Below are 26,377 nucleotides of genomic sequence, written 5' to 3' on the forward strand. Positions count from 1 at the left end.
CCTCGCGCCGTCCCCCACGAAGCGAAAGGCCCACCCATGACCCCCACCACCGACCCCCACGCCTCGCAGCAGCGCCCCGAACAGGAGCCCGAGGACCGGGTGGTCTCCGGCTCGCGGGAGCTGGGGGTGCTGCGCCGGGTGCCGGCCTCCGCGCGGGGCTACGACGTGCTGCGGGTGCGGGACTTCCTGGCCCGGGCGCAGGCATCCCTGGAGACCCTGCGGGAGGGCGGGTCCTACCCGGAGCTGAGCTCCGCGGAGGTCCGCGAGATCGTCTTCCCCGCCCAGGACGGCGGCTACGACGCCGAGACCGTGGACGCCCTGATGGACGAGGTCGAGGACGAGCTGGCCGCGGCCGAGCGCGCCCGGCTGGATGCGGTGCGCGGACCGGACGCGGTGCGGCAGCGGGCCGAGCCCCTGGCGGATCTGATCATGGGCCGCCTGAACCGCCCGGACGGGCGCCGCTTCCGTCGCCCGGCCCGACGCCGCGACATCGGCTACCTCGCCGCGGATGTGGACGCCCTGTGCGCGCAGCTGGCCGAGCACCTGCGGGTCAGCGAGCACCCCCACCCGGGGGCGGTGCGCACCGCGGCCTTCCGCGAGGGCACCGGGACCCGGGCCTACGACGAGGCCCAGGTGGACGCCTTCCTGGAGCGGGTGCAGGAGCTGATCCAGCTCATCCGCTGATCCCCGAACGGAGCGGAGCGGAAACCGGAGTGAAAGTGCCCTGAGTCACGATCACGTGTGATCCGGGGTATAGTTCGGGCCATGTCTCTCAACGAGGAGGACGGCATGAGCCCCACTCACCACCCCGCACCGTACGCGGACCAGAAACCGGAGCGCGATGCCGCGGCATCGGGCCCCGCCCCACAGCCCCCGATCGACTTCCCCGCCGCCCAGGCCTCCCCGGCCTTCGGACGGCTGCGCCGGGACCACCGGCGCTTCGTCTTCCCGATGGCCGGGCTCTTCCTGGTCTGGTACCTGGCCTACGCCCTGACGGCGATGTACGCTCCCGCGTTCATGTCCCAGCGGCTGTGGGGCAACATCACGGTCGGCATCGTCTGGGGCATCCTGCAGTTCGTCTCCACCTTCGCCATCACCGGCGCGTACATCGCCTTCGCCGGGCGCCGCCTGGACCCCCAGGCCGCGGACCTGCGCGGACGCATGGAGCACGGGGACTTCGCCCCGGCCGGCACGGGAGGACGAGCATGAGCGTCACCCCCGTCCTGAGCGCGACGACCGCGCAGACCGTCGGCACCCCGTGGATCAACATGGCGATCTTCGGTGCCTTCGTCGCCGTGACCCTCGTCGTCGTGCTGCGGGCCTCCAAGAACACCAAGACCGCCGCGGACTACTAAGCCGGGGGCCGCTCCTTCTCCGGCACCCAGAACGGCCTGGCGATCGCCGGGGACTACCTCTCGGCCGCCTCCTTCCTGGGCATCGTCGGGGCCATCGCCGTGCAGGGTTACGACGGCTTCCTGTACTCCATCGGCTTCCTGGTCGCCTGGCTGGTGGCTCTGCTGCTGGTGGCCGAGCCGCTGCGCAACACCGGGAAGTTCACGATGGCGGACGTGCTCTCCTTCCGCCTGCGCCAGCGGCCCGTGCGCGTGGCCGCGTGCATCACGACCCTGGCGGTGACCCTGTTCTACCTGCTGGCCCAGATGGCCGGGGCCGGGGCCCTGGTCTCCCTGCTCATGGGCATCAGCTCCAGCGCCGGGCAGTCCCTGGTGATCGTGGTGGTGGGCGTGCTGATGATCGCCTACGTGCTGATCGGCGGGATGAAGGGCACCACGTGGGTGCAGATCATCAAGGCCTGCCTGCTGATCGCCGGGGTCGCCGTGATGACCGTGTGGATCCTCGCCCTGCACGGCTTCAGCCTCTCCGAGCTGCTGGGCCGGGCCGTGGAGACCGCCGGAAGCTCCGGGATCCTGGATCCGGGCCAGAAGTACGGCAAGACCGAGCTGACCAAGCTGGACTTCCTCTCCCTGTCCCTCGCCCTGGTCTTCGGGGCCGCCGGGCTGCCGCACGTGCTCATGCGCTTCTACACCGTGCCCACCGCCAAGGAGGCCCGCCGCTCGGTGGTCTGGGCCATCGCCCTGATCGGGCTGTTCTACCTGTTCACCCTCGTCCTGGGGTACGGTGCGGCCGCGATGATCGGGGCGCAGCGCATCCAGGAGGCCCCCGGCGGGGTGAACTCGGCCGCGCCGCTGCTGGCCTTCGAACTCGGCGGCTCCCTGCTGATGGGCATCATCGCGGCGGTCGCCTTCGCCACGATCCTCGCGGTGGTCGCGGGCCTGGCCATCACGGCCTCGGCCTCCTTCGCCCACGACGTCTACACCAACGTCATCTGCAAGGGGAACGCGGACCCGCGCCGGGAGATCCGGGTGGCCAAGACCACCGTCGTGGTCATCGGTCTGCTGGCCATCGCCGGTGGGATCGGCGCTCAGGGGCAGAATGTCGCCTTCCTGGTGGCGCTGGCCTTCGCCGTCGCGGCCTCCGCGAATCTGCCCACCATCCTCTACTCCCTGTTCTGGAAGGGCTTCACCACCCGCGGGGCGGTGTGGTCGATGTACGGGGGACTGATCCTCGCCGTCGGGCTCATCCTGGTCTCCCCGGTGATCTCCGGCTCCGAGACCTCGATGCTGCCCGAGGCCGACTTCGCGATCTTCCCGCTGGCCAACCCGGGGCTGGTCTCCATCCCCGCGGGATTCCTGCTCGGCTGGCTCGGCTCGGTCACCTCCCGCACCCGGGAGGACCCGGTCAAACAGGCGGAGATGGAGGTCCGCTCCCTGACCGGCATCGGCGCGGAGGGGGCAGTGGAGCACTGAGGCGGGCCAGGGACCGATAGGTGAGCGATGGGTCACAGGGGCGGCGGATCCGGGGTCCGGGCGGGGCGACCCCGGTAGGATCGGAGGAAGACGGCGGTTCCCTGTGAACCACGGGAGCGAACACGCTCCCGCGGGGCCCGCCCGAGAGCAAGAACCTGGAGAGTGACAGCAATGGGACTCGGATTCCTCGGATGGATCGTCCTCGGCCTGGCCGCCGGCGCCATCGCCAAGGCCATCATGCCCGGTCAGCAGGGCGGCGGCTTCTTCGCCACCATGCTGCTCGGCGTCGTGGGCGCCCTGGTGGGCGGCTTCATCGGCCAGGCCGTGGGCCTGGGCGGCAACGGCTTCTGGTCCATCGGCACCTGGATCCTCGCGATCATCGGCACGCTGGTCGTGCTGTTCATCTGGGGCCTGATCACCGGGCGCAAGGCCCGCTGATCCGGCAGTGCCCCGCCTGACGGGGCGCAACCCGGAAGCGACGGGGCCCGTCGCTCTCCCGCCCGCCGAGCGCGGCGGCGGGGAGCGGCGGGCCCCGTCCGCGCGCCTAGACTGGGAAGCCATGGATCTTTCGACGCTGTTCAGCGGCTCCTGGCCGCTGTTCCTCCTGGGTGTGGTGCTGATGGTGCTGGGCATCGCCGCCTCCATCGCCCTGCACGAGATCGGGCACCTGGTGCCCGCCAAGCTCTTCGGCGTGCGCGTCACGCAGTACATGATCGGCTTCGGCAAGACCCTGTTCTCCCGCCGCCGCGGCGAGACCGAGTACGGCATCAAGGCCATCCCCCTGGGCGGATACATCTCCATGATCGGGATGTATCCGCCGGCCGGTGCGGACACCGGGGCCGATGCCGAGGCCGAGACGCCGTCCGGGCCCCGCGGGATGCTGCGGCGGATGGCCGCCGAGGCCCGCGCCGTCGAGGCCGAGAAGCGCCAGCCCGGGGACGAGGACCGGCAGTTCCACCGCCTGCCCATCGGCAAGCGCATCATCATCATGCTGGGCGGGCCGTGCATGAACCTGCTCATCGGCCTGGTGTGCCTGAGCATCGTCGTCGTGGGCTTCGGCACGGCCGCGCCCACCACCACCGTGGGCTCGGTCAGCGCCTGCGTGCAGCAGGTGCGCACCAGCCAGGCCGAGGACTCCGGGGCCCAGACCTGCACCGACGCGGACCCGCAGGCCCCCGCCCACGCCGCGGGCATCCGCGCGGGGGACCGGCTGATCTCCTTCGACGGGCGGGAGGTGACCTCCTGGGATCAGGTCAGCGCCCTGATCCGCGAGGACGGCGGGAAGACCGTGCCCGTGGTCGTGGAGCGGGACGGGCAGCGCGTGCAGCTGAGCATCACCCCGATCACCACCCAGCGTCCCGTGACCGACGCCGCCGGGGTCCCGCAGCGCAACCCGGACGGCACCCTGCGCACCCGGGAGGTCGGGTTCATCGGGGTCAGCCCGGTGCAGGACCTGCAGCCCGGCAGCATCCGGGACGTGCCCGGGGTGGTGGGGCAGACCTTCGCCAGCATCGCCGGGGTGATCGTCAAGCTGCCGGTGCGGGTGTGGGATGTGGGCGTGGCCCTGTTCTCCGGGCAGGAGCGCCCCGCGGACTCCCCGATGTCGGTGGTGGGGGTGGGACGGGTGGCCGGTGAGGTCGCCTCCGCCCAGCAGATCACCGACAAGGCCAAGGTCGCTTCCCTGATCTCCGTGCTGGGCACCCTGAACCTCAGCCTGTTCGCCTTCAATCTCATCCCGCTGCTGCCGCTGGACGGCGGGCACGTGGCCGGGGCGCTGTGGGAGGGGATCCGCCGCGGCCTCGCCCGACTGCGCGGGAAGCGGGACCCCGGCCCCTTCGACCCGCTGCGGCTGATGCCGCTGACCTACGTCGTCGTCCTGGCCTTCCTCGGGATGTCCGTGCTGCTGATCGCCGCGGATCTGCTGGACCCGGTGAAGGCCCTGTGAGCCGCGGACTGCGCCGCGCCCTGCGCGCCGGGGCCGGGCCCGCCCGGAGACTGCGCCACCGACTGGACGGGCCCATCGTGCGTCCGCTGACCACCGAGGACGCCCCGGGGCTGCACGCGATCCTCGACGCCGATCCGGTGACCCACCTGTTCGCCTCGGAGCACCTGGAGCGCACCGGCCTGCCCCGGCCCTCCCGCCTGGCCGGGATGCGCACGGCCTCCCCGTTCCTCGGCGTGCTCGATGCCGAGGACGGCACCGGGCTGCTCGGTGCCGTGTGGTTCGGGGCCAACCTCGTGCCGCTGCGCCTGGCCCCGGAGCACGCCTCCGCCGTCGCCGCATGGGTGCGCGCGACCCTCCGGCCGATCTCCTCGCTGTTCGGCCCGGCCGCCGACGTCCTGCCGCTGTGGGAGGCCCTGCGCGAGGACGGGGGCCTGCGCGCCTTCGACGTGCGCCCGGAGCAGCCGCTGCTGGCCCTGGCCCCGACCGACCCGGACCGGCGGGGCCTGCGCTCCCGGCGGGACCGGGCCCGCCTGCACGACGCCGGGATCTCCCCGGTGCGCTGGGCCGAGGGGGAGGACGTCTCTCGCCTCTTCCCGGCGGCCGTGGCCATGTTCACCGAGGAGGTCGGCTACTCCCCGCTGGAGCGGGACCCCCAGGGCTACCGCCAGCGCGTGATCGAGGGGGTCATGGACCGGCGCACGGTCCTGGCCCTGGACGAGGACGGCGCGGTGGTGTTCAAGACCGACGTGGGCCTGGCCCACGAGGGGGTCTGCCAGCTGCAGGGGGTGTGGCTGGATCCGCGCCTGCGCGGGCGTGGCCTGTCCGAGCCGCTGCTGCGCCAGGCCTGTTCCCTCATCGGCGCGCGGTATGACACGATCAGTCTGTACGTGAACAGCTACAACGCCCCGGCCCGCGCGCTGTACCGCGCCGTCGGCTTCGAGCGGATCGGGACCTTCGCGACCGTCCTGCTCTGAGGCCGCCCCGCACCGAGCCGCACCGCGCCCCGCCGTAGACTGGACACGCCCGATGAACCCCTGACCGCCCAGAAACGGACACCATCCTTGGCCCTGCGTCTCTCCTCCCTGTTCCTGCGCACCCTGCGCGAAGACCCCGTCGACGCCGAGGCGGCCAACCACCGCCTCCTCGTGCGCGCCGGCTACATCCGCCGCGCCGCCCCCGGCATCTACTCCTGGCTGCCGCTGGGACTGAAGGTCCTGGCGAAGGTCGAGGCCGTGGTGCGCGAGGAGATGGACGCGATCGGCTCCCAGGAGGTCCACTTCCCGGCCCTGCTGCCCCGCGAGCCCTACGAGGCCTCCGGGCGCTGGGAGGAGTACGGGGAGAACCTGTTCCGGCTGCAGGACCGCAAGGGAGCGGACTACCTGCTGGCCCCCACCCACGAAGAGATGTTCACCCTCCTGGTCAAGGACCTGTACTCCTCGTACAAGGACCTGCCGGTCATGCTGTACCAGATCCAGACCAAGTACCGCGACGAGGCCCGTCCGCGCGCCGGGCTGCTGCGCGGGCGCGAGTTCATCATGAAGGACTCCTACTCCTTCGACGTCGACGACGCCGGCCTGGACGCCGCCTACGACGCCCACCGGCGCGCCTACCAGCGGATCTTCGAGCGCCTGGGCCTGGAGATCGTCATCGTGCGCGCCCAGTCCGGGCCGATGGGCGGCTCCCGTTCCGAGGAGTTCCTGCACCCCACCGAGATCGGGGAGGACACCTTCGTGCGCTCGCCCGGCGGCTATGCGGCCAACGTGGAGGCCGTGACCACCGTGGCCCCCGAACCGGTGGATGCCTCCGGCACCCCGGCCGCGCACGTGGAGCACACCCCGGACTCCTCGACCATCCAGACGCTGGTGGACCAGGCCAACGCCCTGCACCCGAAGGCCGAGGGCAGCTGGAGTGCCGCGGACACCCTGAAGAACCTGCTGGTCGTGGTGACCCTGCCGGACGGGCAGCGCCGGGTGGTCGCCGTCGGCGTGCCCGGGGACCGCGCCGTGGATATGAAGCGCCTGGAGGTCTCCCTCGTCTCGGCCCTGGGGGTCGGCGGCGAGGTGGAGGTCGAGCAGGCCGGGGACGAGCAGCTGCGCGCCTACCCCCAGCTGGTCAAGGGCTACATCGGCCCGGGCCTGGCCCCCGACGCCGCGGTGCTCGGGGAGGACTCCGAGACCGGCATCCCGTACTTCGTGGACCCGCGGGTCGTGGAGGGCTCCGCGTGGATCACCGGGGCCAACCTGCCCGGCCAGCACGTCTTCGACCTCGTGGTCGGCCGGGACTTCACCCCCGACGGCGTCGTGGAGGCCTGCGAGGTCCGCGAAGGGGACCCCGCCCCGGACGGCTCCGGGCCGCTGTCCACCGCGCGCGGCATCGAGATGGGCCACATCTTCCAGCTGGGCCGCAAGTACGCCGAGGCCCTGGGGCTGAAGGTCCTGGACTCGAACGGCAAGCTCGTCACGGTGACCATGGGCTCCTACGGCGTCGGGGTCACCCGCGCGCTGGCCGCGATCGCCGAAGCCAACCACGACGAGAAGGGCCTGATCTGGCCCCGGAACCTCGCCCCCGCGGACGTGCACGTGGTCGTGGCCGGCAAGGGCGAGGAGATCCTCGCCGGGGCCGAGCAGGTCGTCGAGGAGCTGGAGGAGCAGGGGCTCACCGTGCTGTTCGACGACCGCCCCAAGGTCTCGCCCGGGGTCAAGTTCGGCGACGCCGAGCTGCTCGGCGTGCCCACCATCCTCGTCATCGGACGCGGATTCAAGGACGGGAAGCTGGAGCTGAAGGACCGCCGCACCGGCGCCACCCGGGACATCGACCTCGAGGACGCGGCGCGCACCGTGGCCCTCGAGGTGCGCGGGGACTGAGCGGAAAGGCCGGGACCGTGAGCGCGTCGTCGGCACTGGGACTCCCGCTGACCGCGGGGGCGCTACCCGGTCTCGGCGCGCTGGCGGCCTGGCCGCCGGGCCTGTGGTGGCCCGAGACCGGGGTGGAGCCCTGGCTGGTGGCGCTGCTGCTGCTCGGCGGCTTCGCGGCGGGCTGGATCGACGCCGTCGTCGGCGGGGGAGGGCTGATCCAGCTGCCGCTGGTCCTGATGCTGCCCGGCATCACCCCGGTCCAGGCGCTCGCGGTGAACAAGTGCGGTTCGGTGTGCGGGACCGCCGTGTCCACGGTGACCTTCCATCGGCGCACCCCCGCCCGGATCCGCCCCGCCCTGCCGATGGCCGCCGTGGCCTTCGCCGGAAGCTTCGGCGGGGCCTCCCTGGCTGCTGCCCTTCCCACGGCCGTGTTCAAGCCGGTCATCCTGGCCGCCCTGGTGGGGGTGCTGATCTTCACGGTGGCCCGCCCGCAGGCCGGGCGGGTGTCCCGCCCCGAGCGGTCCGCGGCGGCACAGGCGTGGATCTCCGTGGGCATCGGCCTGGTGCTCGGCGCCTACGACGGGCTGCTGGGCCCGGGCACGGGCTCCTTCCTCATCATCGCGATGGTCACCCTGCTCGGCTTCGACTTCCTGCGGGCCAGCGCCCGGGCGAAGGTCACCAACCTGGCCACCAACCTGGGGGCCATCTGCTTCTTCGCCCTGCACGGCTCCATCCTGTGGGGCCTGGGCCTGCTGCTGGGGGCGGGCAACATGCTCGGCGGGCTGCTCGGGGCGCGCAGCGCAGTGGCCCGCGGCAGCGGCTTCGTGCGGGCGGTGTTCCTCGCGGTGGTGACGGTGCTGATCCTGAAGACCGGCTGGGACGTGATCCGGGAGATCTCCGCCTAGCCGGCGGTGCCGGGCAGGGCCGGGATGTCCAGGTCCGCCGAGGCCTGCAGGGCGGTCTCCACCGCCAGCGTGCGCACGGCGAACCGGGTCCAGGCGGCGTCGCGATCCGCGTCCGCCTCCAGCTGCTCCCGCAGCATCGCGTAGCCGATCCCGGCCAGCTCCCGGCTCTGGGCGGTCACGAAGGCGCCGGGCTCGGATTCGGCCACCCGGTAGCCGGCCTGCGGGGCGGGCAGGGTCCCGCAGTCGGATCCGAAGGACTCGCGCAGCTGGGTCAGCTGCGCCTCGTGTCCGGTCTGGGCGGCGTCGGCCCGCTCCACGGCCCGCTCCGAGGCCCCGGTGATCCCGGCCCGTGCCCGCAGGACCTGCTCGGACCACACGGCCTCCTCCCACCCGGCCGCCAGCCGGGCGGCCGGCGCCTTCGCGTCCCGGTCGCCGGCGGGGCAGGTGCCGTCCTCCGTCAGCGGGCCGACGGCGGGCACGCCCGTCAGCTCGGCGAGGGCCCGGGACTCCGCGGAGCCCGGCTGACCCACCTGCACCAGGCGCGCGGTCAGCTGGCGGGCGGTGAGCCAGTGGGCGACCGCCATCGAGGTGAGGCTCGCGGCGCCCTGCGCGTCCACGTGCTCGCTGCGGGACAGCTTAAGCAGGCGGGCCGCGGAGTCGTCGTAGGAGGCGGCCAGGCCCGTCAGATCCGGGGTCGCTTGAGGCTGCGTGCCCGCGGCCTGCTCGACGACGCCCGCATCCAGGGCCTTCAGCTGCTCGTCCAGGTCCGCGAGCATCGGATCCTTCCGGGAGGCCTCCGCGGAGGAGGCGCGCACCTGGGCCTGCAGGCTCTTCAGATCCGCGGCGGCCTGGCGCTGGGCGTCGCGCGCGGGGCGGTTGTCCTGCACACGCCACCACAGCAGCCCGCCCCCGGCCAGGAGCAGGATGAGCACGATGGCGAGCACGAGGGTGAGGGTCTTCGGCACGGTGGCGCGCATGGGCGGGGGACCTCGCAGGTTCGTTTCGGCGGCGGGGCAGGGACCTGCCCATCATCCCACAAGGTCCCGGCCCGGCCCGCGATAGCCTGGATCCCGAAGCACCCGAGACCAGACCAGACCAGATCAGCGCAGACCGTCCGGATCGGAAAGGCGCGACGCCGCCCCGCCCGGCACCGAGCATCGCCCGCCCTCACCGCACCGGCCGGGGCGTGCCGAAGGAGAGCCCATGTCCAAGGACCACGCCAAGAAGTCCTCCACGTCCCGATCCCGGCGGAAGCTGGCCCGGCAGAAGGCCCACGCCGACTACTCCGAGCAGGCCCACCCGCGCCGAGGGCTGGTCGAGACCGTGGACCTGGAGCGGATCGAGCAGCTGATCCGCCCGGTGCTGGCCTCCTTCGACCTCGTACTGGAGGAGGTCACCGCCCGCGGGGCCGGCAACGGCCAGACCCTCGCCGTCGTCGTCGATCTGCCCGAGGACGCCGAGGGCTCCGTGTCCCTGGACACCCTGGGGGAGGTCTCCCAGGCGGTCTCGGCCGCGCTGGACGCCGATCCCGAGGAGCCGGAGACCGCCTACCTGCTGGAGGTCACCTCCCCGGGGGCCACCCGGAAGCTCATGCAGACCCGCCACTGGAAGCGGGCCCGCGGGCGCCTGCTGCGGATCACCCCGCAGGAGGGGGAGGCGTTCCTGGCCCGCCTGGATGCCGTGGAGGAGGGCGCCGACGGGGTGCGCGCCCTGATCCGGCGTCGGAAGAACACCCGCAAGGGCCAGCCGGAGTCCTATCACGAGCAGGAAGCCCTGGACCCGGCGTCGGTGCGCAAGGCCCAGGTGGAGGTGGAGTTCTCCGGTCCGGCGGACGCCGAGTAGACTGGCCCCGGACCGCGGGCCGGTCGCCTCCCGATCGCGGAGGCGACCGGCCCGCGCGATCAGCATCAGCGGGGTCCCGCCCGTGGGAGACGATCAGCAGCGAGAGAGGTTCGACCGTGGATATCGATATGAGCAACCTTCGCCTCCTGGAGAAGGAGCGCGAGATCCCCGTGGAGACCCTGATCTCCATGATCGAATCCGCGCTGCTGCTGGCCTACGAGAAGAACCCCGGCGCCATCCGCGGGGCCCGCGCGCACGTGGACCGCACCACCGGCCGGGTGAGCATCTGGGCCCCCGAGGTGGACGAGGACGGCCAGCGCATCGGCGAGTTCGACGACACCCCGAAGAACTTCGGGCGCATCGCCGCGGCCACCGCCCGCCAGGTGATCTTCCAGCGCCTGCGCGAGGCCGAGGACGAGCAGGTGCTCGGGGACTTCCGCAACCGCGAGGGCCAGCTGGTCTCGGGGCAGGTCCAGCAGGGCGGTCGCGGGGGCATGGTCCACGTGGACCTGGGCACCGTGGAGGCCGTGCTGCCCGAGCACGAGCAGTCCCCGCGGGAGAAGTACCCGCACGGGACCCGGCTGCGCGCCTACGTGGTCGAGGCTCGCCGCGGCTTCAAGGGCCCGTCCATCACCCTGTCCCGCACCCACCCGGATCTGGTGCGCCGCCTGTTCGAGCACGAGGTCCCGGAGATCGCCCAGGGCGAGGTGGAGATCAAGTCCGTGGCCCGCGAGGCCGGGCACCGCACCAAGATCGCGGTGCACGCGACCCGACCCGGCATCAACGCCAAGGGCGCGTGCATCGGGGAGATGGGCTCCCGAGTCCGGGCGGTGACCTCCGAGCTGAACGACGAGAAGATCGACATCGTCACCTGGTCCGAGGACCCGGCCCAGTTCATCGCCGGCGCGCTGAGCCCGGCCAAGGTCTCCCGGGTGGAGACGGACCCCGCGGGGCGCTTCCAGGCCCGCGCGATCGTGCCGGATGACCAGCTGTCCCTGGCCATCGGCAAGGAGGGGCAGAACGCCCGGCTGGCCGCGAAGCTGACCGGGTGGCGCATCGACATCGTCGCCCAGTCCAAGGCCGCAGGCTCCGGCGCGGATCGCTCCGCGTCCCCCCGCGGCTGAGGCCGCGGTCGCACCGCGCCTCACACGACCTGTGTCCTGCCTCTCGGTCTTGGGTTCCGCGCCGGGCAGGGGCTAGACTGGTCTGCGATCGTCGAACCGTCGCATCCGCGCGCGCCCGCCGAGCACCGAAAGGGGTCGAACCGCTGTGTCCTCCCCCGCCGGTCAGCGCACGTGCATCGGATGCCGCCGGATCGAGGACCGCACCGCACTGGTCCGTGTGGTGCTCTCCCATCCCGCCGACGCCGCCGTGCCCCAGGTCGTCGCGGACCCCACCCGGTCCGCCCCCGGCCGCGGAGCGTGGCTGCACCCCCGACGGGAGTGCCTGGAGCGCGCGGAGAGGACGAGGTCCTTCGCCCGAGCGTTCCGCCGCGCCGTCGATCCCGCGCCGCTGCTCACCTCCTGGTGAGGTCAGCGCGGCCGCACGGCAGCGGGAGAGCTCACCCCACCGCCGATGTCGACGGGAGGCGCCTGCCGGCGCCGCCCCATGGAAAGCGAGTCAGAAGACCGATGGAAACCCGATGAGTGCCGCGCGATGAGTGCTTCAGTGTGCTCTGCCCACGGCGTGCTCGCGATGCCCGCGCACCGCGAGACCCTTATACGGATTTGACCGGCCCGAGCCTGTTTCGGCTCGGACCGAGACAGGAGTAATGTGGCCAAGCCCCGCGTCCACGAGCTCGCCAAAGAGCTCGGCATCCCCTCGAAAGAGGCCGTTGCCAAACTGCAGGAACTCGGCGAATACGTCCGAGGCGCCTCCTCCACGGTGGAGCCCCCCGTGGAGAAGAAGCTGCGCGCCGCCTTCGCGGACCGCGTGAAGAAGCAGGAGCCCGCCAAGGACTCCGCGGCCAAGGGCTCCGCCCCGAAGCCCTCCGGCGCGGGCAACCGCCCCGCCGCCACCCCCAAGACGGCCGGGAAGACCGCGCCCAGCCCCGCGCAGATGGGCAAGCCCGCCGGCCAGCAGGCCCCTGCCCAGCCCGCCCCGCAGGCCAAGACCGAGCAGGGCGCCTCCGAGTCGGCCCCGTCCGCTCCGGCGCGTCCCGCGGCCAAGCCGTCCAACGCCCCCAAGCCGGGGCAGAAGCCCGGGCCCAAGCCCGGCAACAACCCCTTCTCCACCCAGCAGGGCATGAAGGGCTCCGAGGCACCGACCCCCGGTCCGCGCCCGTCCGCCTCGCGCGGCTCCGCCCCCAAGCCGGGGGCCCCGCGTCCGGGCAACAACCCCTTCGCCTCCCAGCAGGGCATGCGCGGCTCCGGTGCGGGTCGCGGCGCCGGTCAGGGTGAGCGCCGCGGCGGTCCCCGTCCTGGTGCCCCGCGTCCGGGCCAGGGCGCCGGCCAGGGCGGCCCGCGCCCCGGCGGACCCCGTCCGGGCCAGGGCGGTCCCCGCCCGGGCGGTCCGCGTCCGGCTCAGGGCGCCGGTCAGGGCGGTCCCCGTCCGGCCGCCCCGCGTCCCGGCGGCGGCAACCGCCCCAGCCCCAACATGATGCCGGCCAAGATGCCGGCCGGGGTGGGTCCGCGCGCCGGTGCGCCGGGCTCCAACCACGGCCCGCGCCGGGGCGGCCCCGGCGGCGGTCCCGCCCGCGGTGGGGCCGGTCGCGGCGGCCGGGGCAACGCCCAGGGCGCCTTCGGGCGCGGGCACTCCCGCCGCAAGCAGCGCAAGTCCAAGCAGGCCAAGCGCCACGAGCTGGAGCAGATGCAGGCGCCCACGGTGGGCGGCGTCGTCGTCCCCCGGGGCAACGGCCAGACCATCCGGCTGCGCCGCGGCGCCTCCGTCATGGACTTCGCGGAGAAGATCAACGCCAACCCGGCCTCGCTGGTGACCGTGCTCGTGCACATGGGCGAGATGGTCACCCAGACCCAGTCCCTGGATGAGGACACCTTCAAGGTCCTCGGCGAGGAGCTGGGCTACAAGGTCGAGGTCGTCTCCCCGGAGGACGAGGAGCGCGAGCTGTTCGAGTCCTTCGACATCGACCTGGAGGGCGAGCGCGAAGCCGAGACCGAGGAGCAGCTGCAGGCCCGGCCCCCGGTGGTCACCGTCATGGGCCACGTGGACCACGGCAAGACCCGCCTGCTGGACGCCATCCGGCACACCAACGTCATCGAGGGCGAGGCCGGCGGCATCACCCAGCACATCGGCGCCTACCAGATCACCACCCAGGTGGACGGCGAGGACCGGAAGCTGACCTTCATCGACACCCCGGGTCACGAGGCGTTCACCGCCATGCGCGCCCGCGGTGCCAAGGTCACCGACATCGCCGTGCTGGTGGTCGCCGCGGACGACGGCGTCATGCCGCAGACCGTCGAGGCGCTGAACCACGCCCAGGCGGCGGACGTGCCGATCGTGGTCGCGGTGAACAAGATCGACAAGGAGGGCGCGAACCCGGAGAAGATCCGCGGTCAGCTCACCGAGTACGGTCTGGTGCCCGAGGAGTACGGCGGGGACACCATGTTCGTGGACATCTCCGCCCGCCAGGGCCAGCACATCGACGAGCTGCTGGAGGCGATCACCCTGACCGCCGACGGCGCGCTGGATCTGAAGGCGAACCCGGACAAGGAAGCTCGCGGCGTGGCCATCGAGGCCAACCTGGACAAGGGCCGCGGCGCGGTCTCCACCGTCCTGGTCCAGTCCGGGACCCTGCACGTCGGGGACGCGATCGTCGCCGGTGTGGCCCACGGCCGCGTGCGGGCGATGTTCGACGAGACCGGCGCCTCCGTGGAGGAGGCCGGCCCGTCCCGGCCCGTGCAGGTGCTCGGTCTGAACACCGTGCCGCGGGCGGGGGACACTTTCCTGTCCACCGGGGAGGAGCGCACCGCCCGCCAGATCGCGGAGAAGCGCGAGGCCGCGGACCGCAACGCCCAGCTGGCCAAGCGCCGCAAGCGCGTCACCCTGGAGAACTTCGACGAAGCCGTCTCCGAGGGCAAGATGGACACCCTGAACCTGATCATCAAGGGCGACGTCTCCGGTGCCGTGGAGGCCCTGGAGGACGCCCTGTACAAGATCGAGGTCGGCGACGGGGACGAGGTCCAGCTGCGCGTGATCCACCGCGGCGTCGGCGCGATCACCCAGAACGACGTCAACCTGGCGACCGTGGACAACGCGATCATCATCGGGTTCAACGTCCGTCCGGCGGAGCGCGTGCAGGAGCTCGCGGACCGCGAGGGCGTGGAGATGAAGTTCTACTCGGTCATCTACCAGGCGATCGAGGAGGTCGAGCAGGCCCTGAAGGGCATGCTCAAGCCCGAGTACGAGGAGGTGGCCCTGGGCTCCGCGGAGATCCGCGAGGTCTTCCGCTCCTCCAAGTGGGGCAACATCGCCGGGTCGATCGTGCGCGACGGCGTGATCCGCCGCAACGCGAAGGCCCGCCTGGTCCGGGACGGGAACGTGGTCGGGGACAACCTGACCATCGAGTCCCTGCGCCGCTTCAAGGATGACGCCACCGAGGTGCGCGAGGGCTACGAGTGCGGCATCGGGCTCGGCTCCTTCAACGACATCAAGGAGCGCGACGTCATCGAGACCTGGGAGATGCGCGAGAAGCCCCGCGACTGACCCCGGGCCCCGTGCCGGCCGCAGGTCGGTGCCACTGAGCGAGCCGCCGTCGGCGCGGATTCCCAGCTGTGGGATCCGCCCGACGGCGGCTCGTCGTCCTTCGGGAGGGTCGCGGATCCACTAAACTGACAGGGGCGCACCGCACGGTGTGCCGTCGTCGTGTGCAAGGAGAAGTCCCATGGCTGATGCCGCCCGCGCCGCCCGCCTGGCCGACCGGATCAAGGTCATCGTGGCCCGCGCCCTGGAGCGACGGGTCAAGGACCCACGCCTGGGCTTCGTGACCGTCACCGACGCCCGCGTGACCAACGACCTCCAGCACGCCACCGTCTACTACACGGTCTACGGCACCGACGAGGAGAAGGCCGGCACCCGCGCCGCCCTCGAATCGGCCAAGGGCATCCTGCGCTCCGAGGTCGGCAGGAACATCACCGCCCGGCTGACCCCCACCCTGACCTTCGTGCCCGACGAGGTCCCGGAGAACGCCAGCCACCTCGAGCAGATCCTGCGCACCGCCCGCGAGCGCGACGCCGAGGTCGCCGCCTCCTCCATCGGCGCCCAGTACGCCGGGGAGGCGGACCCGTACAAGAAGGACCGCGAGGACCAGGAGCACGACGAGACCGAGCAGATCCTCGACGGCTACGACCCCGTCGAGGAGGACTTCGACGACGAGGCCGCGGCCGAGCCGGACTCCGGGACTCCGCAGGTCCGCCGGGATGAGGACTCCGCGGAGGACGCCGACTAGGTGGCACGCGGCAGCAGGGACAGCACCGGGCCCTCCGGGCTGCTCGTGGTGGACAAGCCCGCCGGGCTGACCAGCCACGACGTCGTCGCGCGCACCCGCCGCCTGGCCGGGACCCGCCGGGTGGGTCACGCCGGCACCCTGGACCCCATGGCCACCGGCGTGTTGATCCTCGGGATCAACCAGGCCACCAAGCTGCTGACCTGGATCACCGGGGAGACCAAGAGCTACGACGCCGTGATCCGGCTGGGCGCCTCCACCGTGACCGACGACGCCGAGGGCGAGACCACCGCGACCGCCCCCGCCGGGGCCGTAGAGGCCCTGGAGGACGCCGCGGTGGACGCCGCCGTGGCCGGGCTGACCGGGGACATCGAGCAGGTGCCTTCCGCGGTGTCCGCGATCAAGGTGGACGGGAAGCGCTCCTACGCCCGGGTGCGCTCCGGGGAGCAGGTGGCGCTGCGCGCTCGACCCGTGAGGATCGACGAGTTCACGGTGCACGAGCGCGTGCGCACCACGGGCGCGAACGGCGTCCCGGTGCTGGATCTGTGCGTGAGCGTGTCCTGCTCCTCCGGGACCTACATCCGGGCCCTGGCCCGGGACCTCGGCGCGGCCCTGGGGGTTGGCGGGCACCTGACCGCGCTGCGCCGCACCCGCATCGGGCAGGTGGGGCTGGCGGATGTGGCGACCCTGGAGGAGCTCTCCGCGCGGCGCGAGACCGGGCAGGGGCTGCCCCTGCTGCCGCTGCAGGAGGCCGCCCGGCGGCTGTTCCGCGAGCGCCGGCTCACCGGCGCCGAAGCCACCGACGTCTCCAACGGGCGATGGATCACCCCCAGCGGGACCCGCCCCGAGGGCCAGGCGCCCGCCCCCGCGGAGTCCGAGCGGGTCAGCACGGGCGCGGGGGAGGGGATCGTTCCGGCCGCCGCGCTGAGCGCGGGCTTCGCCCCGGACGGCACCCTCGTGGCCCTGCTGCAGGACCAGCGCTGCCGCGGCCGGGAGGTCGCGGTGCCCCACCTGGTCTTCGCCTCCGGGCAGCGCTTCGACGGGCCCGAAACCGGGCCCGACGCCGGCGCATCGGCCGCCGCGGGGGAGGGGGCCGCGTGATCGCCGGATACGACCTGTGGTTCTGGATCAGCGTGGTCCTCGGCGGGATCTCCGGGCTGATCTGCCTCGTGCAGTTTCTGCGGGGCAAGGCCCCGGATGACTTCTCCCAGGGGTCGGTGCTGGTGCTGGAGCTGTTCCTCATCGTGTACCTGGTCGGCTCGATCATCATGCAGATCGCCACGGACGGGCCCGCCGGGGACGCCTGGGAGTACTACGGCTACCTGCTGACCGCGATGATCATCCCCGCGGGCACCTTCATCTGGTCCCTGGCCGAGCGGACCCGCTGGTCCACCCTGATGCTCGCGGTGGCCGGACCGATCATCGCGGTCATGGTGCAGCGGATGAACATGCTCTGGTACTACTACTGACCCCAACGCCTCCAGGCTTCTGCGCGCCCGCGCCTGCGGCCGTGCGGGAGCAGGGCGTCCACGGGGCGAGGCTGCACCACCCAGCACGCGCCCCGGTGAGCCGACCGTCCCCGGAGACGGCGTCGTCGGCCAGCCCTGGACTGCGGCGCAGACGATCTCAGGCCGCCTCAGCGCCGGTCACGCGGCCGCCGCTGGAGCTCCAGCTCGTAGACGCGCGTCCGGGCCCGGCGCAGGCCGAGGATGACGTTGATCATCAGGACAGCGGTGAGGACCTGGATGGGGAGGCCGAGGACCAGGAGGACGAGGAGCATCACTGCACCTGCCCGTTCTGCCCGTTCCGACCGGTGGCGCGCTGCCCGTCGAGGCCCTGCTGCGTCTCGAGCTCGGTGATGCGCCGCTGCGTGCCCTTCAGCTGCGCGAGCGCCCAGATGGCCACGACGAGGTTGAATGTCCCGATGATGAACGGGATGGCGAAGAGGCAGAGGACCACCAGGACACGGGGCCCGGACTGATAGGGGGAGGAGGTGGCGGCGAGGATCATGATGGGGGTCCCTCTCGGAGTGGGGGGGCTCCAGCGGCTGCGGTTCCCGGTCACGCAGCCGGAGGCGGGAGCGGCGTCGTCGCGCCGTGCATGACGGCGTGCATGAGGTTCTGCGCACCGCTGGATCTGCCGGTCGGGGGAGCGCGTACCATATTGGTGTCCTGTCGCCATCCGAGTGGATGAGGTCAGCCTACCGCCGGAATCGGATCCATGGTCGCTCGATCCGCGGATGACCAGCCTGATGCGCAGCGGCGGCGGACCCGCCGAGACCACACCCCGGGAGGCCGCGGCATCCAGCCGCGACTCCGGCACCCCTGCCGAGGCACCGCCGCCCCACCCATCGACGTCGCACGGGCCCACGGGCCCGGAAGGAAAGGCCACCCACGCCCATGAGCACCACCCCCGAGCAGCCCGGCCGGCAGCACGACGCCGCCTCGACGGCCCCGTCCCCACCGCCCGGCCCGGCCGCCAAGTCCTCCGGTCCCGGTCGGCTGCTCGTGGCGGTCTACGCCCTGTTCTCCTTGGCCGCAGGCTGCCGGGCGCTGATCCAGCTGATCTTCCGCTTCGACGAGGCCCCGGTCTCCTTCATCCTCTCCGGGGTGGCCGCCGCGATCTACGTGGTCGCGACCATCGCCCTGGCGAAGACCTCGCTGCGGGCTTACTGGGTGTCGGTGTGGACGGTGGGCATCGAGCTGGCCGGTGTGCTCGCCGTCGGGGTCCTGTCCCTGGCCGCCCCGGAGCTGTTCCCCAAGGCCTCGGTGTGGTCCCACTTCGGCTCCGGCTACGGCTACGTCCCGCTGGTGCTGCCGGTGATCGGCCTGCTGTGGCTGCGCCGGAACCGGCCCTCCACCCGCCGAGGCTGACTCGGCTAACCTGATCCGCCGGGGTCGCTCCGCCGACGCGGACCCGACCCGGCGAGCATGTGCTGGCGCGCACCGCGGCCGGCGGTGCGTACCCTGGAGACATCACCGCGCGGAGCGCGGCCCCGCAGCAGAAAGGCACCGATCATGAGCACTGAGCCCCGTCCCGAGTCCTCCCGCTCCGCCGCGGGGGAGCCCGCCGCCCGCGAACCCTGGACCGCCGGGTCCGGGGAGGGGACCCGCGGCGACGCCGCCGCGGCCTCCGCCCGGGAGGCCGGCGCCGGCCGGGCCCCCGGCTCGGCCCCGCGCAGCCCCTCCCGGCAGGCCACCTCCCGGGAGGCCGCCGCCGAGCGCGGCACCGCAGCACAGGGTGGTGCAATGACTCAGCCCGGGTCCCGCGGTGCCGACGGCGCGGCCGCGACGTCGAGCCGGTCCGCGGCCGCGGCGTCGGCCCCGGCTGGTGCCAAGACCTCCGCCAAGGCCCGCCGGGGCGCGGCCGGCTCCGCCCCCTCCGGGTCCTCCCCGGCCTCCAAGGAGGACGGCAGCCCGCACGACTGGTCCCTGTTCCGCCTGGCCATCGCCGTGTACGGCGTCCTGATCATCGCCTACGGGGTGTGGCAGGTCCTGGCCGGGGCCGGCTCCCTGCCGGGCGGGAACCCCGAACCCGGCACCACCATCGCCTCCGCATACGGCGGGCTGGCCGCCGTGCTGTGCGGGGTCGGTGCGGCGTTCGTCGGCATCGCGATCAAGTTCCAGTGGGCCAACACCCTCAGCTTCGTGTGCTGCACCGTGTTCCTCGGCGGGATCGGGCGCGTGCTGGCCTGGGCCTTCTTCGGGCTGCCGCACTGGTCCTCGATCGTGCTGATGATCCTGGACCTGGTCATCCCGCCGTGCCTGCTCGTCTGGTACGCGTGGATCACCAAGGCCAACCGCATCCGCCGCGAGATGGCCGCCGGCCCCCACGGGGTGCGCCCGGCGGGCTCCGAGACCGCGGGCAAGCGCTAGGGGCCGCGGGCGTGCAGTGCTTCACCAGCCTCGGGCAGGTGCCCGAGGACTTCGGTCCCAGCGTGGTCACCATCGGCAACTTCGACGGCGTGCACCGCGGGCACGTGCGCGTGCTCTCGCAGGTGGTGGATCAGGCCCGCGCCCGGCGCGCCCGCTCGGTGGCGGTCACCTTCGACCCGCACCCGGCCCAGGTGCACCGCCCCGACCGGCCGCACCACCCGATCATGGGGTGGGACGACTGCCGGCTGCTGATGGCCGACACCGGGCTGGACGCCCTGCTGCTGCTGCCCTACTCCCTGGAGTTCGCCCGGACCACGCCCGAGGACTTCATCCGGGAGACCTTCGTGGATGCCCTGGGCGCGAAGGCCGTGGTGATCGGCGCGGACGTGCGCTTCGGCCGAGACAACGCCGGGGATCTGGAGACCATGCGGGAGCTGGGCCGCCGGTACGGCTTCGACGTCGTCGTGGTGGAGGATCTCGCCGCCGACGGCGAGGGCGGGGAGGAATCCCGTCGCTTCTCCTCCACCTGGATCCGGGAGCTGCTGGCCGCCGGCGACGTCGAGGAGGCCGCGCGGCTGCTGGGTCGGCACCACCGGATGAGCGGGGAGGTGGTGCACGGGGCGGCCCGCGGACGCGAGCTGGGCTTCCCCACCGCCAACATGGCCCCGGATTCGGACGGGCTGGTCCCTGCGGACGGGGTGTACGCCGGGTGGCTGTTCGATGAGGCCGGCACCCGCTGGCCGGTGGCGATCTCGGTGGGCTCCAATCCGACCTTCGAGGGTGTGTCCCGGCAGGTGGAGGCCCACGTCATGGACCGGCCGAAGGAGCGGGTCGAGGACTTCGACCTATACGGGCAGCACGTGCGCCTGGAGTTCGTGGCGCACCTGCGGCCCATGGTGGCCTACCGGGGCATGCAGGCCCTGATCGAGCAGATGCACCAGGACGTGGCCGACGCCCGCTGCGCCCTCAACCTGCCCTAGCCCCCACCCCTACCCGCGCTCGCCCCCTGCGCCGAGTCATCACTTCCAACAGAAAATCGCGCGGATTCTCGTCGAAAGCGATGACTCGGCGCAGTAGGGAAGAGAGGAGGTGTCTCAGAACTCCTCGTGGGTGCGGGGGTCGTAGCCCTTCAGCCCGATGCCGGTGTGCGCCAGGTGCAGCTTCTGCATGTCCTCCTCGGACAGCTCCCAGTCGAACACGTTGAGGTTCTGCTCCATCCGCTCCGGGTTCGCGCTCTTGGGCAGCGGGATGATGTGGTTCTGCACGTGCCAGCGCAGCACCACCTGGGCGGGGGTGGCCCCGATCTGATCGGCGATCTGCCCGACGGCGGAGTCCTCGGCCAGCGCCTTCATCCGCCCCAGCGGGGACCAGGCCTGGGTGATGATGCGGTGCTCGTCGTGGAAGCCGCGCAGGGCCTCCTGCTGGTACTGCACCTGCACCTCGATCTGGTTGACCACGGGCATCTCCCCGGTCTCCTCCTCCAGGCGCTGCAGGTGCTCCGGGAGGAAGTTGGAGGTCCCGATCGAGCGGACCAGGCCCTGCTCGCGCAGCTCGATCATCGCCTTCCAGGACTCCACGTACAGGTCCACGCTCGGGTTGGGCCAGTGGATCAGGTACAGGTCCAGGTACTCCAGGCCGAGCCGACGCAGCGACTCCTTGCAGGCGGCCAGGGTCTTGTCGTACCCGTGGTCCTTGCCGGCCAGCTTGGTCTGCACGAACAGCTCCTCCCGCTCGACGTCGGGGGAGGCGGCGCGGATCCCGCGGCCCACGCCCTCCTCGTTGCTGTACTGGGCGGCCGTGTCGATCAGGCGGTAACCGCGCCGGATGGCCTCGGAGACGTTCGCCTCGGACTCGGCGTCGTCCATGGGGTAGGTCCCGTAGCCGATGGCGGGGATCTCGTGTCCGTCGCGCAGGACGTGGTGGTTCATGGTGTTCTCTCCTCTCCGGTCGCCGCGGGGTGCGGCGGCGGTGGTCGGTGGTCGGGCGCGGGGCGCGCCAGGCCTCGGGTCGGTGGTGCGGGGGCTCAAGGCCCGCTCAGGCGGCGTCGAGCAGGGCCAGGACGGTGCGGGCGGAGCGCTCGGCGACGATCTCCACGGCCAGGTGGAAGTCCTGATCCGCGGCCGGTCCGCACAGATCCGAGATCCCGCGCACGGACAGGAACGGCACGCCGTACCCGGCGGCGACCTGGGCGATCGCCGTGGTCTCCATGTCCGTGCTCAGCGCCCGCGGGAAGGCCTGTCGGGTGTCGGCGACGTTCGCGGCGGTCACGAAGGAGCCGCCGGCCAGCATCGGCCCGAAGCGCCGGACGCCCTCCTCCTGGGCGGGCAGGGCGCGGGCGGCGGCCAGCAGGTCCTCGTCCCCGGGGTAGCTCGCCGGCATCCCGGGCACCTGCCCGCGCACGTAGCCGAAGGCGGTGGCATCCGCGTCCGTGTACGCGTAATCGGTGCCCACCACGACGTCGCCGACCTCCACCTCCGCGTGCAGGCCCCCGGCCGAGCCCGCGGAGACCACGGCCCGGGGCCGGGCCAGCAGGAGGGCTGCGGCGGCCGCGCTCGCGGCGTTGGCCAGCCCGATGCCGGTGCGCACCAGCAGAATCGTCTGAGCGCCGCAGCGCAGGGCGGTGGCGCGGGCGTGGCCCAGCCGGACCGGCTCGGCCAGGGCCGTGCCGCGGTCCAGGAAGGGCGCCTCCTCTTCATCCATCGCCACCAGGACGACGGCGCCGCCGCGCAGGGCCGCCGCGGTCTCCGGGTCGAGCGGCGAAGGCGCCGCGGCATCGGCGGCGGGGGTCGTCGGTTCGACGTCGGCAGCCGCCGTCGACCGCATGTGCTCCTGCTGGCTCACGCGTAGACCTCGTCCCAGGAGTCCCGGGCGGCCAGGAAGCCGCGCACGGCCTCCTGCGCCCCGGCCAGGGAGTGGTTCGCGCCCCAGCCGCACTGGGTCTCGTTGGCCGCGGGAACCTCGTCGGCGGCCAGGATGTCCCGGAAGGTAGCCTCCAGGATCGGGGCGAACCGCTCCGGCTCCAGGCCCAGGGTCAGCGCGTAGAAGCCGGTCTGGCAGCCCATGGGGGAAAAGTCGATCAGCGCGTCCGTGTGGTTGCGCATGTGCTCGGCGCTCAGGTGCTCGATGGAGTGCACCGTCTTCATGTCCAGGTGGTCCCGGTTGGGCTGGGTGAAGCGGACGTCGTACTTGATCAGCACGTCCCCTCCCGGCAGCTCCTTCCGGTCCGCGATCCGCACGTAGGGGGCGGCCACCTTGGTGTGGTCCAGGTTGAAGGATTCGACGTTCATCTTCTGCATGCTCCCCATTGTCCCGCATCCGCCCTGTCCCACATCCGCCGCCTCGCGCGCGTGGCGCTCGCCGCAGTCGGTGGCCGCAGGGGGCGCGGGTGGGATATACCGGAGGGTGAGCACCGTTCGCCCGACCCCCAGGAGACACCCATGTCCGCTCTGACCAAGACCCTCGGCCCGACCCTGACCTCCGCCACCGGACTGATCGGCGGCTACTCCGTGGCCCGGGCCACCGGCAACCGCCCCCTGGGCGGGGCCGTGCTGGCGGTGGCCGGCGCGGCGGCCTTCCGCGGCTGGAAGCGCAACGCCGGAGCCGGGCGGGCCGCGCTGCTGACCGGCGCGTACACCGCCGCCTTCGGCCTGTCCCACCCGCTGGCCAAGAAGATCGGCGCCTGGCCCTCCGTCTACGCCGTCACCGGCGCCGTCGCCCTGGCCTCCCTGACCCTGGGCAAGGCCCGGAAGAAGAGCTCCTTCGAGCTGGTCACCGAGAACATCAAGCACGCCGCGAAGCAGGCAAAGAAGGGCAAGTAGGGCACAGCCCGCTCGACGTCGCCGAGGCGGCGCCGCGGCCGCCGTCCTCCCCTGGGGGGCGGCGAGCGCGGCGCCGCCTCCGCGCATCCCCCGGGGGAATGGGCGGCTGCGGCCGGGGCTACAGTGGGAGGGCACACACGCCGTCGCCCTCGAAGGAGGACTCCAGGATCATGACCGCCCCGCATCCCGAGTTCAGTCCCCGCATGTCCCGCGCCTTCGCCCAGACCGAGGACTCCCCGGTCCGGGCATTGCTGGATCTGGTGAGCCGCCCCGGGGTCATCTCCTTCGCCGGCGGCATCCCGGATCCCGCGTTCTTCGACCTGCCGGCCATCCGCGCGGCCTACACCGCGGCCCTGGAGAAGCCGGAGCGGGCCCTGCAGTACTCCTCCTCGGAGGGCGAGCCGGACCTGCGCGAGGCGATCGCCCGGAAGATGACCGCCGAGGGCGTGCCCACGGGGCCGGGGGACCTGATCATCACCACCGGCTCCCAGCAGGGCCTGACCCTGCTGGGCCAGGTCATGTGCGATCCCGGGGACGTGATCCTCGTGGAGGACCCCACCTACCTGGCGGCGCTGCAGACCTTCGGGCTGGCCGGGGCTCGGTTCGTCGCGGTGGAGTGCGACGACGACGGCGTCGTCCCGTCCGCCCTGCGCGCCGCGATCGCCGAGCACGATCCGAAGCTGGTGTACCTGATCCCCAGCTTCCAGAACCCCAGCGGGCGCACCATGAGCGAGGACCGGCGCCGCGCCGTCGCCGACGTGCTGCTGGAGACCGGCGTCATGCTGGTGGAGGACGACCCGTACTCCGCGCTGCGCTACGACGGCGAGCCGATCCCGACCATCGCCTCCTTCGAGGGCATGGCCGCGCAGACGGCGCTGCTGCAGACCTTCTCCAAGTCCGTGGCCCCCGGCATCCGGCTGGGGTGGGCGCGGGTGCCGGCAGGGATCCGGGACGCGATGGTCGTGGCCAAGCAGGCGATCGACCTGCACAGCTCGACCGTGGACCAGCTGGCCGCCGTGCACTACCTGACCCACCCGGAGACCCACATGGACCCGACGGAGAAGCTGGAGACCTACCGGTCCCGCCGGGACGCGATGGTCCGGGAGCTGCCGCGGGCCCTGCCGGAGGGGACCCACGTGACCCACCCGATCGGCGGGATGTTCCTGTGGGCCGAGCTGCCCGAGGGCTGGGACACCGACGCCCTGCTGCCCTACGGGATGGCCGAGGGCGTGGGCTTCGTGCCGGGCAGCTCCTTCCACGTGGACACCTCGATCCGCAACACCATGCGCATCTCCTTCGTGACCAACCCGGAGGAGGACATCGTCGAGGGCGTGACCCGCCTGGCCCGCGCGGTGCAGCGCTACCGCGCCGAGCAGCCCAGCTGACCCGCCCTCATCTCACCCCCTCGCGTCTGATCCCAGCGCCGAGTCATCACTTTCGACCAGGAAATCCGCGATTTTCGGTCGACAGTGATGACTCGGCGCGGGTTTGGGGGCGCACGGGGAAGGGAGTGGGCGGGGTCAGGAAACGGCCGTGCGGCGGGTGCGGGGGCTGGTGACCGTCGGGTCCCCGGGGATCCAGAAGCGCAGCGGGGCCTCGGCGTTCTTGGTGATGCCGATGCGCCGACCCCGCACCCACTCCACCCGGTGCGTCGGGGCGTGCAGCGCGAACTCGGGGGAGCGGGCATCCGGGGCCAGGGAGAGCGCGGCGCCGTCGTCCTCCAGGCTCAGGCCCAGGCAGGCGCCGACGTTGCCGGGCCCGCGGGCCAGTCCGGCGTCCTCGGGCCTCTCCCCGCGGCGGGCGCGCACGACGTCGACGCCGTCCACGACCTCGCCCGCGCGCATCAGCACCCCGCCCGCGGTGCCCTCCGGGGAGCACACCAGGTTCCCGGCCCGGTGGATGCCGTAGGAGGCGTAGACGTACAGGTGCGCGGGCGGGCCGAACATCGTGCGGCACCGCGGGGAGGGCCCCTTGTACGCGTGCGACGCCGGATCCGCGGTGCCCAGATACGCCTCCACCTCGGTCAGACGCAGGGCCACCGGGCCCCGGCGGATCACCGCGCCCAGCAGCTGCGGGGCCACGACGTCGGCGGGCTGGGAGAAGTCGATCATGGCGCCCATGCTCTCACGCGCCAGGTGCGCAACGCCGAGCCGTCACGGACGCGGCCCGGGCGCGGCCCATTCCCCACGGGGATGACGGCTCGACGCACCGGGGCCGCCCCTTCCCCCGGCACCGCGCATCCGGTAAGGTGGAAAGGACGTCTGGCTGCAGTCCGCGGTTGCCAGGCGCCCCGTCCCCAGCCTCGCCGGTGCGTCCGGCGCGCGGCGACGGGCGGGGTACCCGGCGGCGAACACGCCGTATCGGGACGTTCGCGGCACAACGCTCGAGGAGCAATCCCATGTCACTGGATCCCGCCGTCAAGCAGGAGATCATCAAGGAGTACGCGACCCACGAGGGCGACACCGGTTCGCCCGAGGTCCAGGTCGCCGTCCTGACCCGTCGGATCACCGATCTGACCGAGCACCTCAAGTCCCACAAGCACGACCACCACTCCCGTCGTGGTCTGATGATCCTCGTCGGTCGCCGCCGCAACCTGCTCGGCTACCTGCGTCGGATCGACGTCGAGCGCTACCGCACGCTCATCCAGCGTCTGGGCATCCGCCGCTAGTCCACCCGGCCCTCTCGGCGCAGGAGACCTCACGGGACGCGCCGCACGGCGCGTCCCGTGAGCGCATCCGCCCCCCGGGCCGCGGGCCCGGGAACCGCGCACCGCGCGCCCCATCGGGGTGCGGGCGCGAGCCGTCGCAAGTCCTCGGTAGTGGCCTCCGGACACCCGCCTCTCATCCACGCGGATGAGGCGGCGCACCGTCCGTGGGCCTCGATCGAAGGCTTGGAAGCTCCCCCGCACCCG

27 protein-coding genes and 1 pseudogene are annotated in these 26,377 nt (G+C 72.7%); 21 read left to right on the forward strand and 7 right to left on the reverse strand.

All coding sequences use genetic code 11. The features are described 5' to 3' along the window. The first annotated feature begins 36 nt into the window (after positions 1–36). The 8 genes and pseudogenes from I6G21_RS07150 (at position 37) to I6G21_RS07185 (ending at position 8,530) form a co-directional block, all read left to right on the forward strand. The gene (locus I6G21_RS07150) at positions 37–684 is read left to right on the forward strand and encodes a DivIVA domain-containing protein (protein WP_055684403.1); all 648 of its coding nucleotides are present in this window, start codon (positions 37–39) and stop codon (positions 682–684) included. Between the two features lie 105 nt (positions 685–789). After that, positions 790–1,209: a DUF485 domain-containing protein gene (locus tag I6G21_RS07155; protein ID WP_081101501.1), complete on the forward strand. Its 420-nt coding sequence runs from the start codon at positions 790–792 to the stop codon at positions 1,207–1,209. After that, a pseudogene (locus tag I6G21_RS07160) lies at positions 1,206–2,825 on the forward strand (solute symporter family protein). The gene I6G21_RS07155 and the pseudogene I6G21_RS07160 overlap by 4 nt, the downstream one beginning before the upstream one ends. Positions 2,826–2,996: 171 nt before the next feature. After that, the gene (locus tag I6G21_RS07165; RefSeq protein ID WP_055684404.1) at positions 2,997–3,263 is read left to right on the forward strand and encodes a GlsB/YeaQ/YmgE family stress response membrane protein; all 267 of its coding nucleotides are present in this window, start codon (positions 2,997–2,999) and stop codon (positions 3,261–3,263) included. Positions 3,264–3,384: 121 nt separating this feature from the next. Then, the gene (locus tag I6G21_RS07170; protein ID WP_055684405.1) at positions 3,385–4,770 is read left to right on the forward strand and encodes a M50 family metallopeptidase; all 1,386 of its coding nucleotides are present in this window, start codon (positions 3,385–3,387) and stop codon (positions 4,768–4,770) included. Then, positions 4,767–5,744 (forward strand): GNAT family N-acetyltransferase, encoded by a 978-nt coding sequence (locus tag I6G21_RS07175; RefSeq protein ID WP_055684406.1) that lies wholly within the window; start codon positions 4,767–4,769, stop codon positions 5,742–5,744. The genes I6G21_RS07170 and I6G21_RS07175 overlap by 4 nt, the downstream gene beginning before the upstream one ends. A gap of 87 nt (positions 5,745–5,831) precedes the next feature. Then, positions 5,832–7,634, forward strand: coding sequence for a proline--tRNA ligase (locus I6G21_RS07180; protein WP_129357861.1), 1,803 nt, complete (start codon positions 5,832–5,834; stop codon positions 7,632–7,634). 101 nt (positions 7,635–7,735) lie between these two features. Next, positions 7,736–8,530, forward strand: a complete 795-nt coding sequence (locus I6G21_RS07185) for a sulfite exporter TauE/SafE family protein (RefSeq protein ID WP_058731585.1) — start codon at positions 7,736–7,738, stop codon at positions 8,528–8,530. On the opposite strand, the gene I6G21_RS07190 is transcribed toward I6G21_RS07185, so the two are convergent. Beyond that, entirely contained in the window at positions 8,527–9,507 is a 981-nt protein-coding gene (locus I6G21_RS07190; RefSeq protein WP_129357862.1) for a hypothetical protein, read from the reverse strand. The two genes, I6G21_RS07185 and I6G21_RS07190, sit on opposite strands and share 4 nt — an antisense overlap. A gap of 226 nt (positions 9,508–9,733) precedes the next feature. Here I6G21_RS07190 and I6G21_RS07195 point away from each other — a divergent pair, with 226 nt between their 5' ends. The 7 genes from I6G21_RS07195 to I6G21_RS07225 all read left to right on the forward strand — a co-directional run bounded on the left by I6G21_RS07195 (position 9,734) and on the right by I6G21_RS07225 (position 17,242). Beyond that, a complete protein-coding gene (locus I6G21_RS07195) occupies positions 9,734–10,372 on the forward strand; it encodes a ribosome maturation factor RimP (RefSeq protein WP_129357863.1) in 639 nt (212 codons plus the stop codon). Positions 10,373–10,488: 116 nt separating this feature from the next. Next, positions 10,489–11,496 (forward strand): transcription termination factor NusA, encoded by a 1,008-nt coding sequence (nusA, locus tag I6G21_RS07200; protein WP_055684410.1) that lies wholly within the window; start codon positions 10,489–10,491, stop codon positions 11,494–11,496. Between the two features lie 145 nt (positions 11,497–11,641). Continuing rightward, on the forward strand, positions 11,642–11,902 hold the full coding sequence (locus I6G21_RS07205) for a YlxR family protein (RefSeq protein WP_055684411.1): 261 nt from the start codon (positions 11,642–11,644) through the stop codon (positions 11,900–11,902). Positions 11,903–12,145: 243 nt separating this feature from the next. Then, positions 12,146–15,034 (forward strand): translation initiation factor IF-2, encoded by a 2,889-nt coding sequence (infB, locus tag I6G21_RS07210; RefSeq protein WP_129357864.1) that lies wholly within the window; start codon positions 12,146–12,148, stop codon positions 15,032–15,034. Positions 15,035–15,212: 178 nt separating this feature from the next. Continuing rightward, on the forward strand, positions 15,213–15,776 hold the full coding sequence (gene rbfA, locus I6G21_RS07215) for a 30S ribosome-binding factor RbfA (RefSeq protein ID WP_081046357.1): 564 nt from the start codon (positions 15,213–15,215) through the stop codon (positions 15,774–15,776). Continuing rightward, complete coding sequence (gene truB / locus I6G21_RS07220; protein ID WP_129357865.1) at positions 15,777–16,874, forward strand: tRNA pseudouridine(55) synthase TruB; 1,098 nt, start codon at positions 15,777–15,779, stop codon at positions 16,872–16,874. Continuing rightward, a complete protein-coding gene (locus I6G21_RS07225) occupies positions 16,871–17,242 on the forward strand; it encodes a hypothetical protein (RefSeq protein WP_058730230.1) in 372 nt (123 codons plus the stop codon). Before truB ends, I6G21_RS07225 begins: the two co-directional genes overlap by 4 nt. A 167-nt stretch (positions 17,243–17,409) precedes the next feature. Here I6G21_RS07225 and I6G21_RS07230 read toward each other — a convergent pair whose 3' ends face one another. Both I6G21_RS07230 and I6G21_RS07235 read right to left on the reverse strand, forming a co-directional pair. After that, a complete protein-coding gene (locus I6G21_RS07230) occupies positions 17,410–17,553 on the reverse strand; it encodes a hypothetical protein (RefSeq protein WP_165590122.1) in 144 nt (47 codons plus the stop codon). Then, positions 17,553–17,783, reverse strand: a complete 231-nt coding sequence (locus tag I6G21_RS07235; RefSeq protein WP_129357866.1) for a hypothetical protein — start codon at positions 17,781–17,783, stop codon at positions 17,553–17,555. Before I6G21_RS07235 ends, I6G21_RS07230 begins: the two co-directional genes overlap by 1 nt. 389 nt (positions 17,784–18,172) lie before the next feature. On the opposite strand from I6G21_RS07235, the gene I6G21_RS07240 reads away from it, so the two are divergent. From I6G21_RS07240 to I6G21_RS07250, 3 genes are all read left to right on the forward strand, one after another. Continuing rightward, positions 18,173–18,646: a hypothetical protein gene (locus I6G21_RS07240; RefSeq protein ID WP_232238422.1), complete on the forward strand. Its 474-nt coding sequence runs from the start codon at positions 18,173–18,175 to the stop codon at positions 18,644–18,646. Positions 18,647–18,790: 144 nt separating this feature from the next. Continuing rightward, complete coding sequence (locus I6G21_RS07245) at positions 18,791–19,648, forward strand: DUF4345 domain-containing protein (protein ID WP_081275591.1); 858 nt, start codon at positions 18,791–18,793, stop codon at positions 19,646–19,648. Between the two features lie 11 nt (positions 19,649–19,659). Then, a complete protein-coding gene (locus I6G21_RS07250) occupies positions 19,660–20,628 on the forward strand; it encodes a bifunctional riboflavin kinase/FAD synthetase (protein WP_129357867.1) in 969 nt (322 codons plus the stop codon). Between the two features lie 114 nt (positions 20,629–20,742). On the opposite strand, the gene I6G21_RS07255 is transcribed toward I6G21_RS07250, so the two are convergent. The 3 genes from I6G21_RS07255 to I6G21_RS07265 all read right to left on the reverse strand — a co-directional run bounded on the left by I6G21_RS07255 (position 20,743) and on the right by I6G21_RS07265 (position 22,944). Further along, positions 20,743–21,576 carry an aldo/keto reductase gene (locus I6G21_RS07255; RefSeq protein ID WP_058730226.1) on the reverse strand — a complete coding sequence of 278 codons (834 nt, stop codon included), beginning with the start codon at positions 21,574–21,576 and terminating at the stop codon, positions 20,743–20,745. A gap of 106 nt (positions 21,577–21,682) precedes the next feature. Next, a complete protein-coding gene (gene mtnN, locus I6G21_RS07260) occupies positions 21,683–22,489 on the reverse strand; it encodes a 5'-methylthioadenosine/S-adenosylhomocysteine nucleosidase (protein WP_232238423.1) in 807 nt (268 codons plus the stop codon). Beyond that, positions 22,486–22,944: an S-ribosylhomocysteine lyase gene (locus I6G21_RS07265; RefSeq protein ID WP_058730232.1), complete on the reverse strand. Its 459-nt coding sequence runs from the start codon at positions 22,942–22,944 to the stop codon at positions 22,486–22,488. Before I6G21_RS07265 ends, mtnN begins: the two co-directional genes overlap by 4 nt. Positions 22,945–23,085: 141 nt before the next feature. Between I6G21_RS07265 and I6G21_RS07270 the strand changes: the two genes are divergently transcribed. Continuing rightward, entirely contained in the window at positions 23,086–23,466 is a 381-nt protein-coding gene (locus I6G21_RS07270) for a hypothetical protein (protein ID WP_224799882.1), read from the forward strand. 170 nt (positions 23,467–23,636) lie between these two features. After that, a complete protein-coding gene (locus I6G21_RS07275) occupies positions 23,637–24,851 on the forward strand; it encodes an aminotransferase-like domain-containing protein (RefSeq protein WP_129357868.1) in 1,215 nt (404 codons plus the stop codon). Between the two features lie 135 nt (positions 24,852–24,986). Here the strand turns inward: I6G21_RS07275 and I6G21_RS07280 are convergent, their stop codons facing one another. Then, positions 24,987–25,577: a DNA-3-methyladenine glycosylase gene (locus I6G21_RS07280; protein WP_081101516.1), complete on the reverse strand. Its 591-nt coding sequence runs from the start codon at positions 25,575–25,577 to the stop codon at positions 24,987–24,989. A gap of 287 nt (positions 25,578–25,864) precedes the next feature. Between I6G21_RS07280 and rpsO the strand changes: the two genes are divergently transcribed. Beyond that, positions 25,865–26,134: a 30S ribosomal protein S15 gene (rpsO, locus tag I6G21_RS07285; RefSeq protein WP_058730223.1), complete on the forward strand. Its 270-nt coding sequence runs from the start codon at positions 25,865–25,867 to the stop codon at positions 26,132–26,134. The last annotated feature ends 243 nt before the right edge of the window (positions 26,135–26,377 follow it).

The sequence above is a fragment of the Rothia kristinae genome (assembly GCF_016028855.1).
Classification (GTDB): Bacteria; Actinomycetota; Actinomycetes; order Actinomycetales; family Micrococcaceae; genus Rothia; species Rothia kristinae.

What these genes read in the sequence shown, in the direction of transcription:
- I6G21_RS07195 (WP_129357863.1), top strand. Translation starts at nt 9,734, where the DNA reads ATGTCCAAGGACCACGCCAAGAAGTCCTCCACGTCCCGATCCCGGCGG.
- I6G21_RS07240 (WP_232238422.1), top strand. Translation starts at nt 18,173, where the DNA reads ATGAGCACCACCCCCGAGCAGCCCGGCCGGCAGCACGACGCCGCCTCG.
- rbfA (WP_081046357.1), top strand. Translation starts at nt 15,213, where the DNA reads ATGGCTGATGCCGCCCGCGCCGCCCGCCTGGCCGACCGGATCAAGGTC.
- rpsO (WP_058730223.1), top strand. Translation starts at nt 25,865, where the DNA reads ATGTCACTGGATCCCGCCGTCAAGCAGGAGATCATCAAGGAGTACGCG.
- I6G21_RS07165 (WP_055684404.1), top strand. Translation starts at nt 2,997, where the DNA reads ATGGGACTCGGATTCCTCGGATGGATCGTCCTCGGCCTGGCCGCCGGC.
- I6G21_RS07265 (WP_058730232.1), bottom strand. Translation starts at nt 22,944, where the DNA reads ATGCAGAAGATGAACGTCGAATCCTTCAACCTGGACCACACCAAGGTG.
- I6G21_RS07235 (WP_129357866.1), bottom strand. Translation starts at nt 17,783, where the DNA reads ATGATCCTCGCCGCCACCTCCTCCCCCTATCAGTCCGGGCCCCGTGTC.
- I6G21_RS07170 (WP_055684405.1), top strand. Translation starts at nt 3,385, where the DNA reads ATGGATCTTTCGACGCTGTTCAGCGGCTCCTGGCCGCTGTTCCTCCTG.
- I6G21_RS07255 (WP_058730226.1), bottom strand. Translation starts at nt 21,576, where the DNA reads ATGAACCACCACGTCCTGCGCGACGGACACGAGATCCCCGCCATCGGC.
- I6G21_RS07245 (WP_081275591.1), top strand. Translation starts at nt 18,791, where the DNA reads ATGAGCACTGAGCCCCGTCCCGAGTCCTCCCGCTCCGCCGCGGGGGAG.
- I6G21_RS07270 (WP_224799882.1), top strand. Translation starts at nt 23,086, where the DNA reads ATGTCCGCTCTGACCAAGACCCTCGGCCCGACCCTGACCTCCGCCACC.
- I6G21_RS07230 (WP_165590122.1), bottom strand. Translation starts at nt 17,553, where the DNA reads ATGCTCCTCGTCCTCCTGGTCCTCGGCCTCCCCATCCAGGTCCTCACC.
- I6G21_RS07155 (WP_081101501.1), top strand. Translation starts at nt 790, where the DNA reads ATGAGCCCCACTCACCACCCCGCACCGTACGCGGACCAGAAACCGGAG.
- I6G21_RS07150 (WP_055684403.1), top strand. Translation starts at nt 37, where the DNA reads ATGACCCCCACCACCGACCCCCACGCCTCGCAGCAGCGCCCCGAACAG.
- I6G21_RS07280 (WP_081101516.1), bottom strand. Translation starts at nt 25,577, where the DNA reads ATGATCGACTTCTCCCAGCCCGCCGACGTCGTGGCCCCGCAGCTGCTG.
- I6G21_RS07275 (WP_129357868.1), top strand. Translation starts at nt 23,637, where the DNA reads ATGACCGCCCCGCATCCCGAGTTCAGTCCCCGCATGTCCCGCGCCTTC.
- I6G21_RS07190 (WP_129357862.1), bottom strand. Translation starts at nt 9,507, where the DNA reads ATGCGCGCCACCGTGCCGAAGACCCTCACCCTCGTGCTCGCCATCGTG.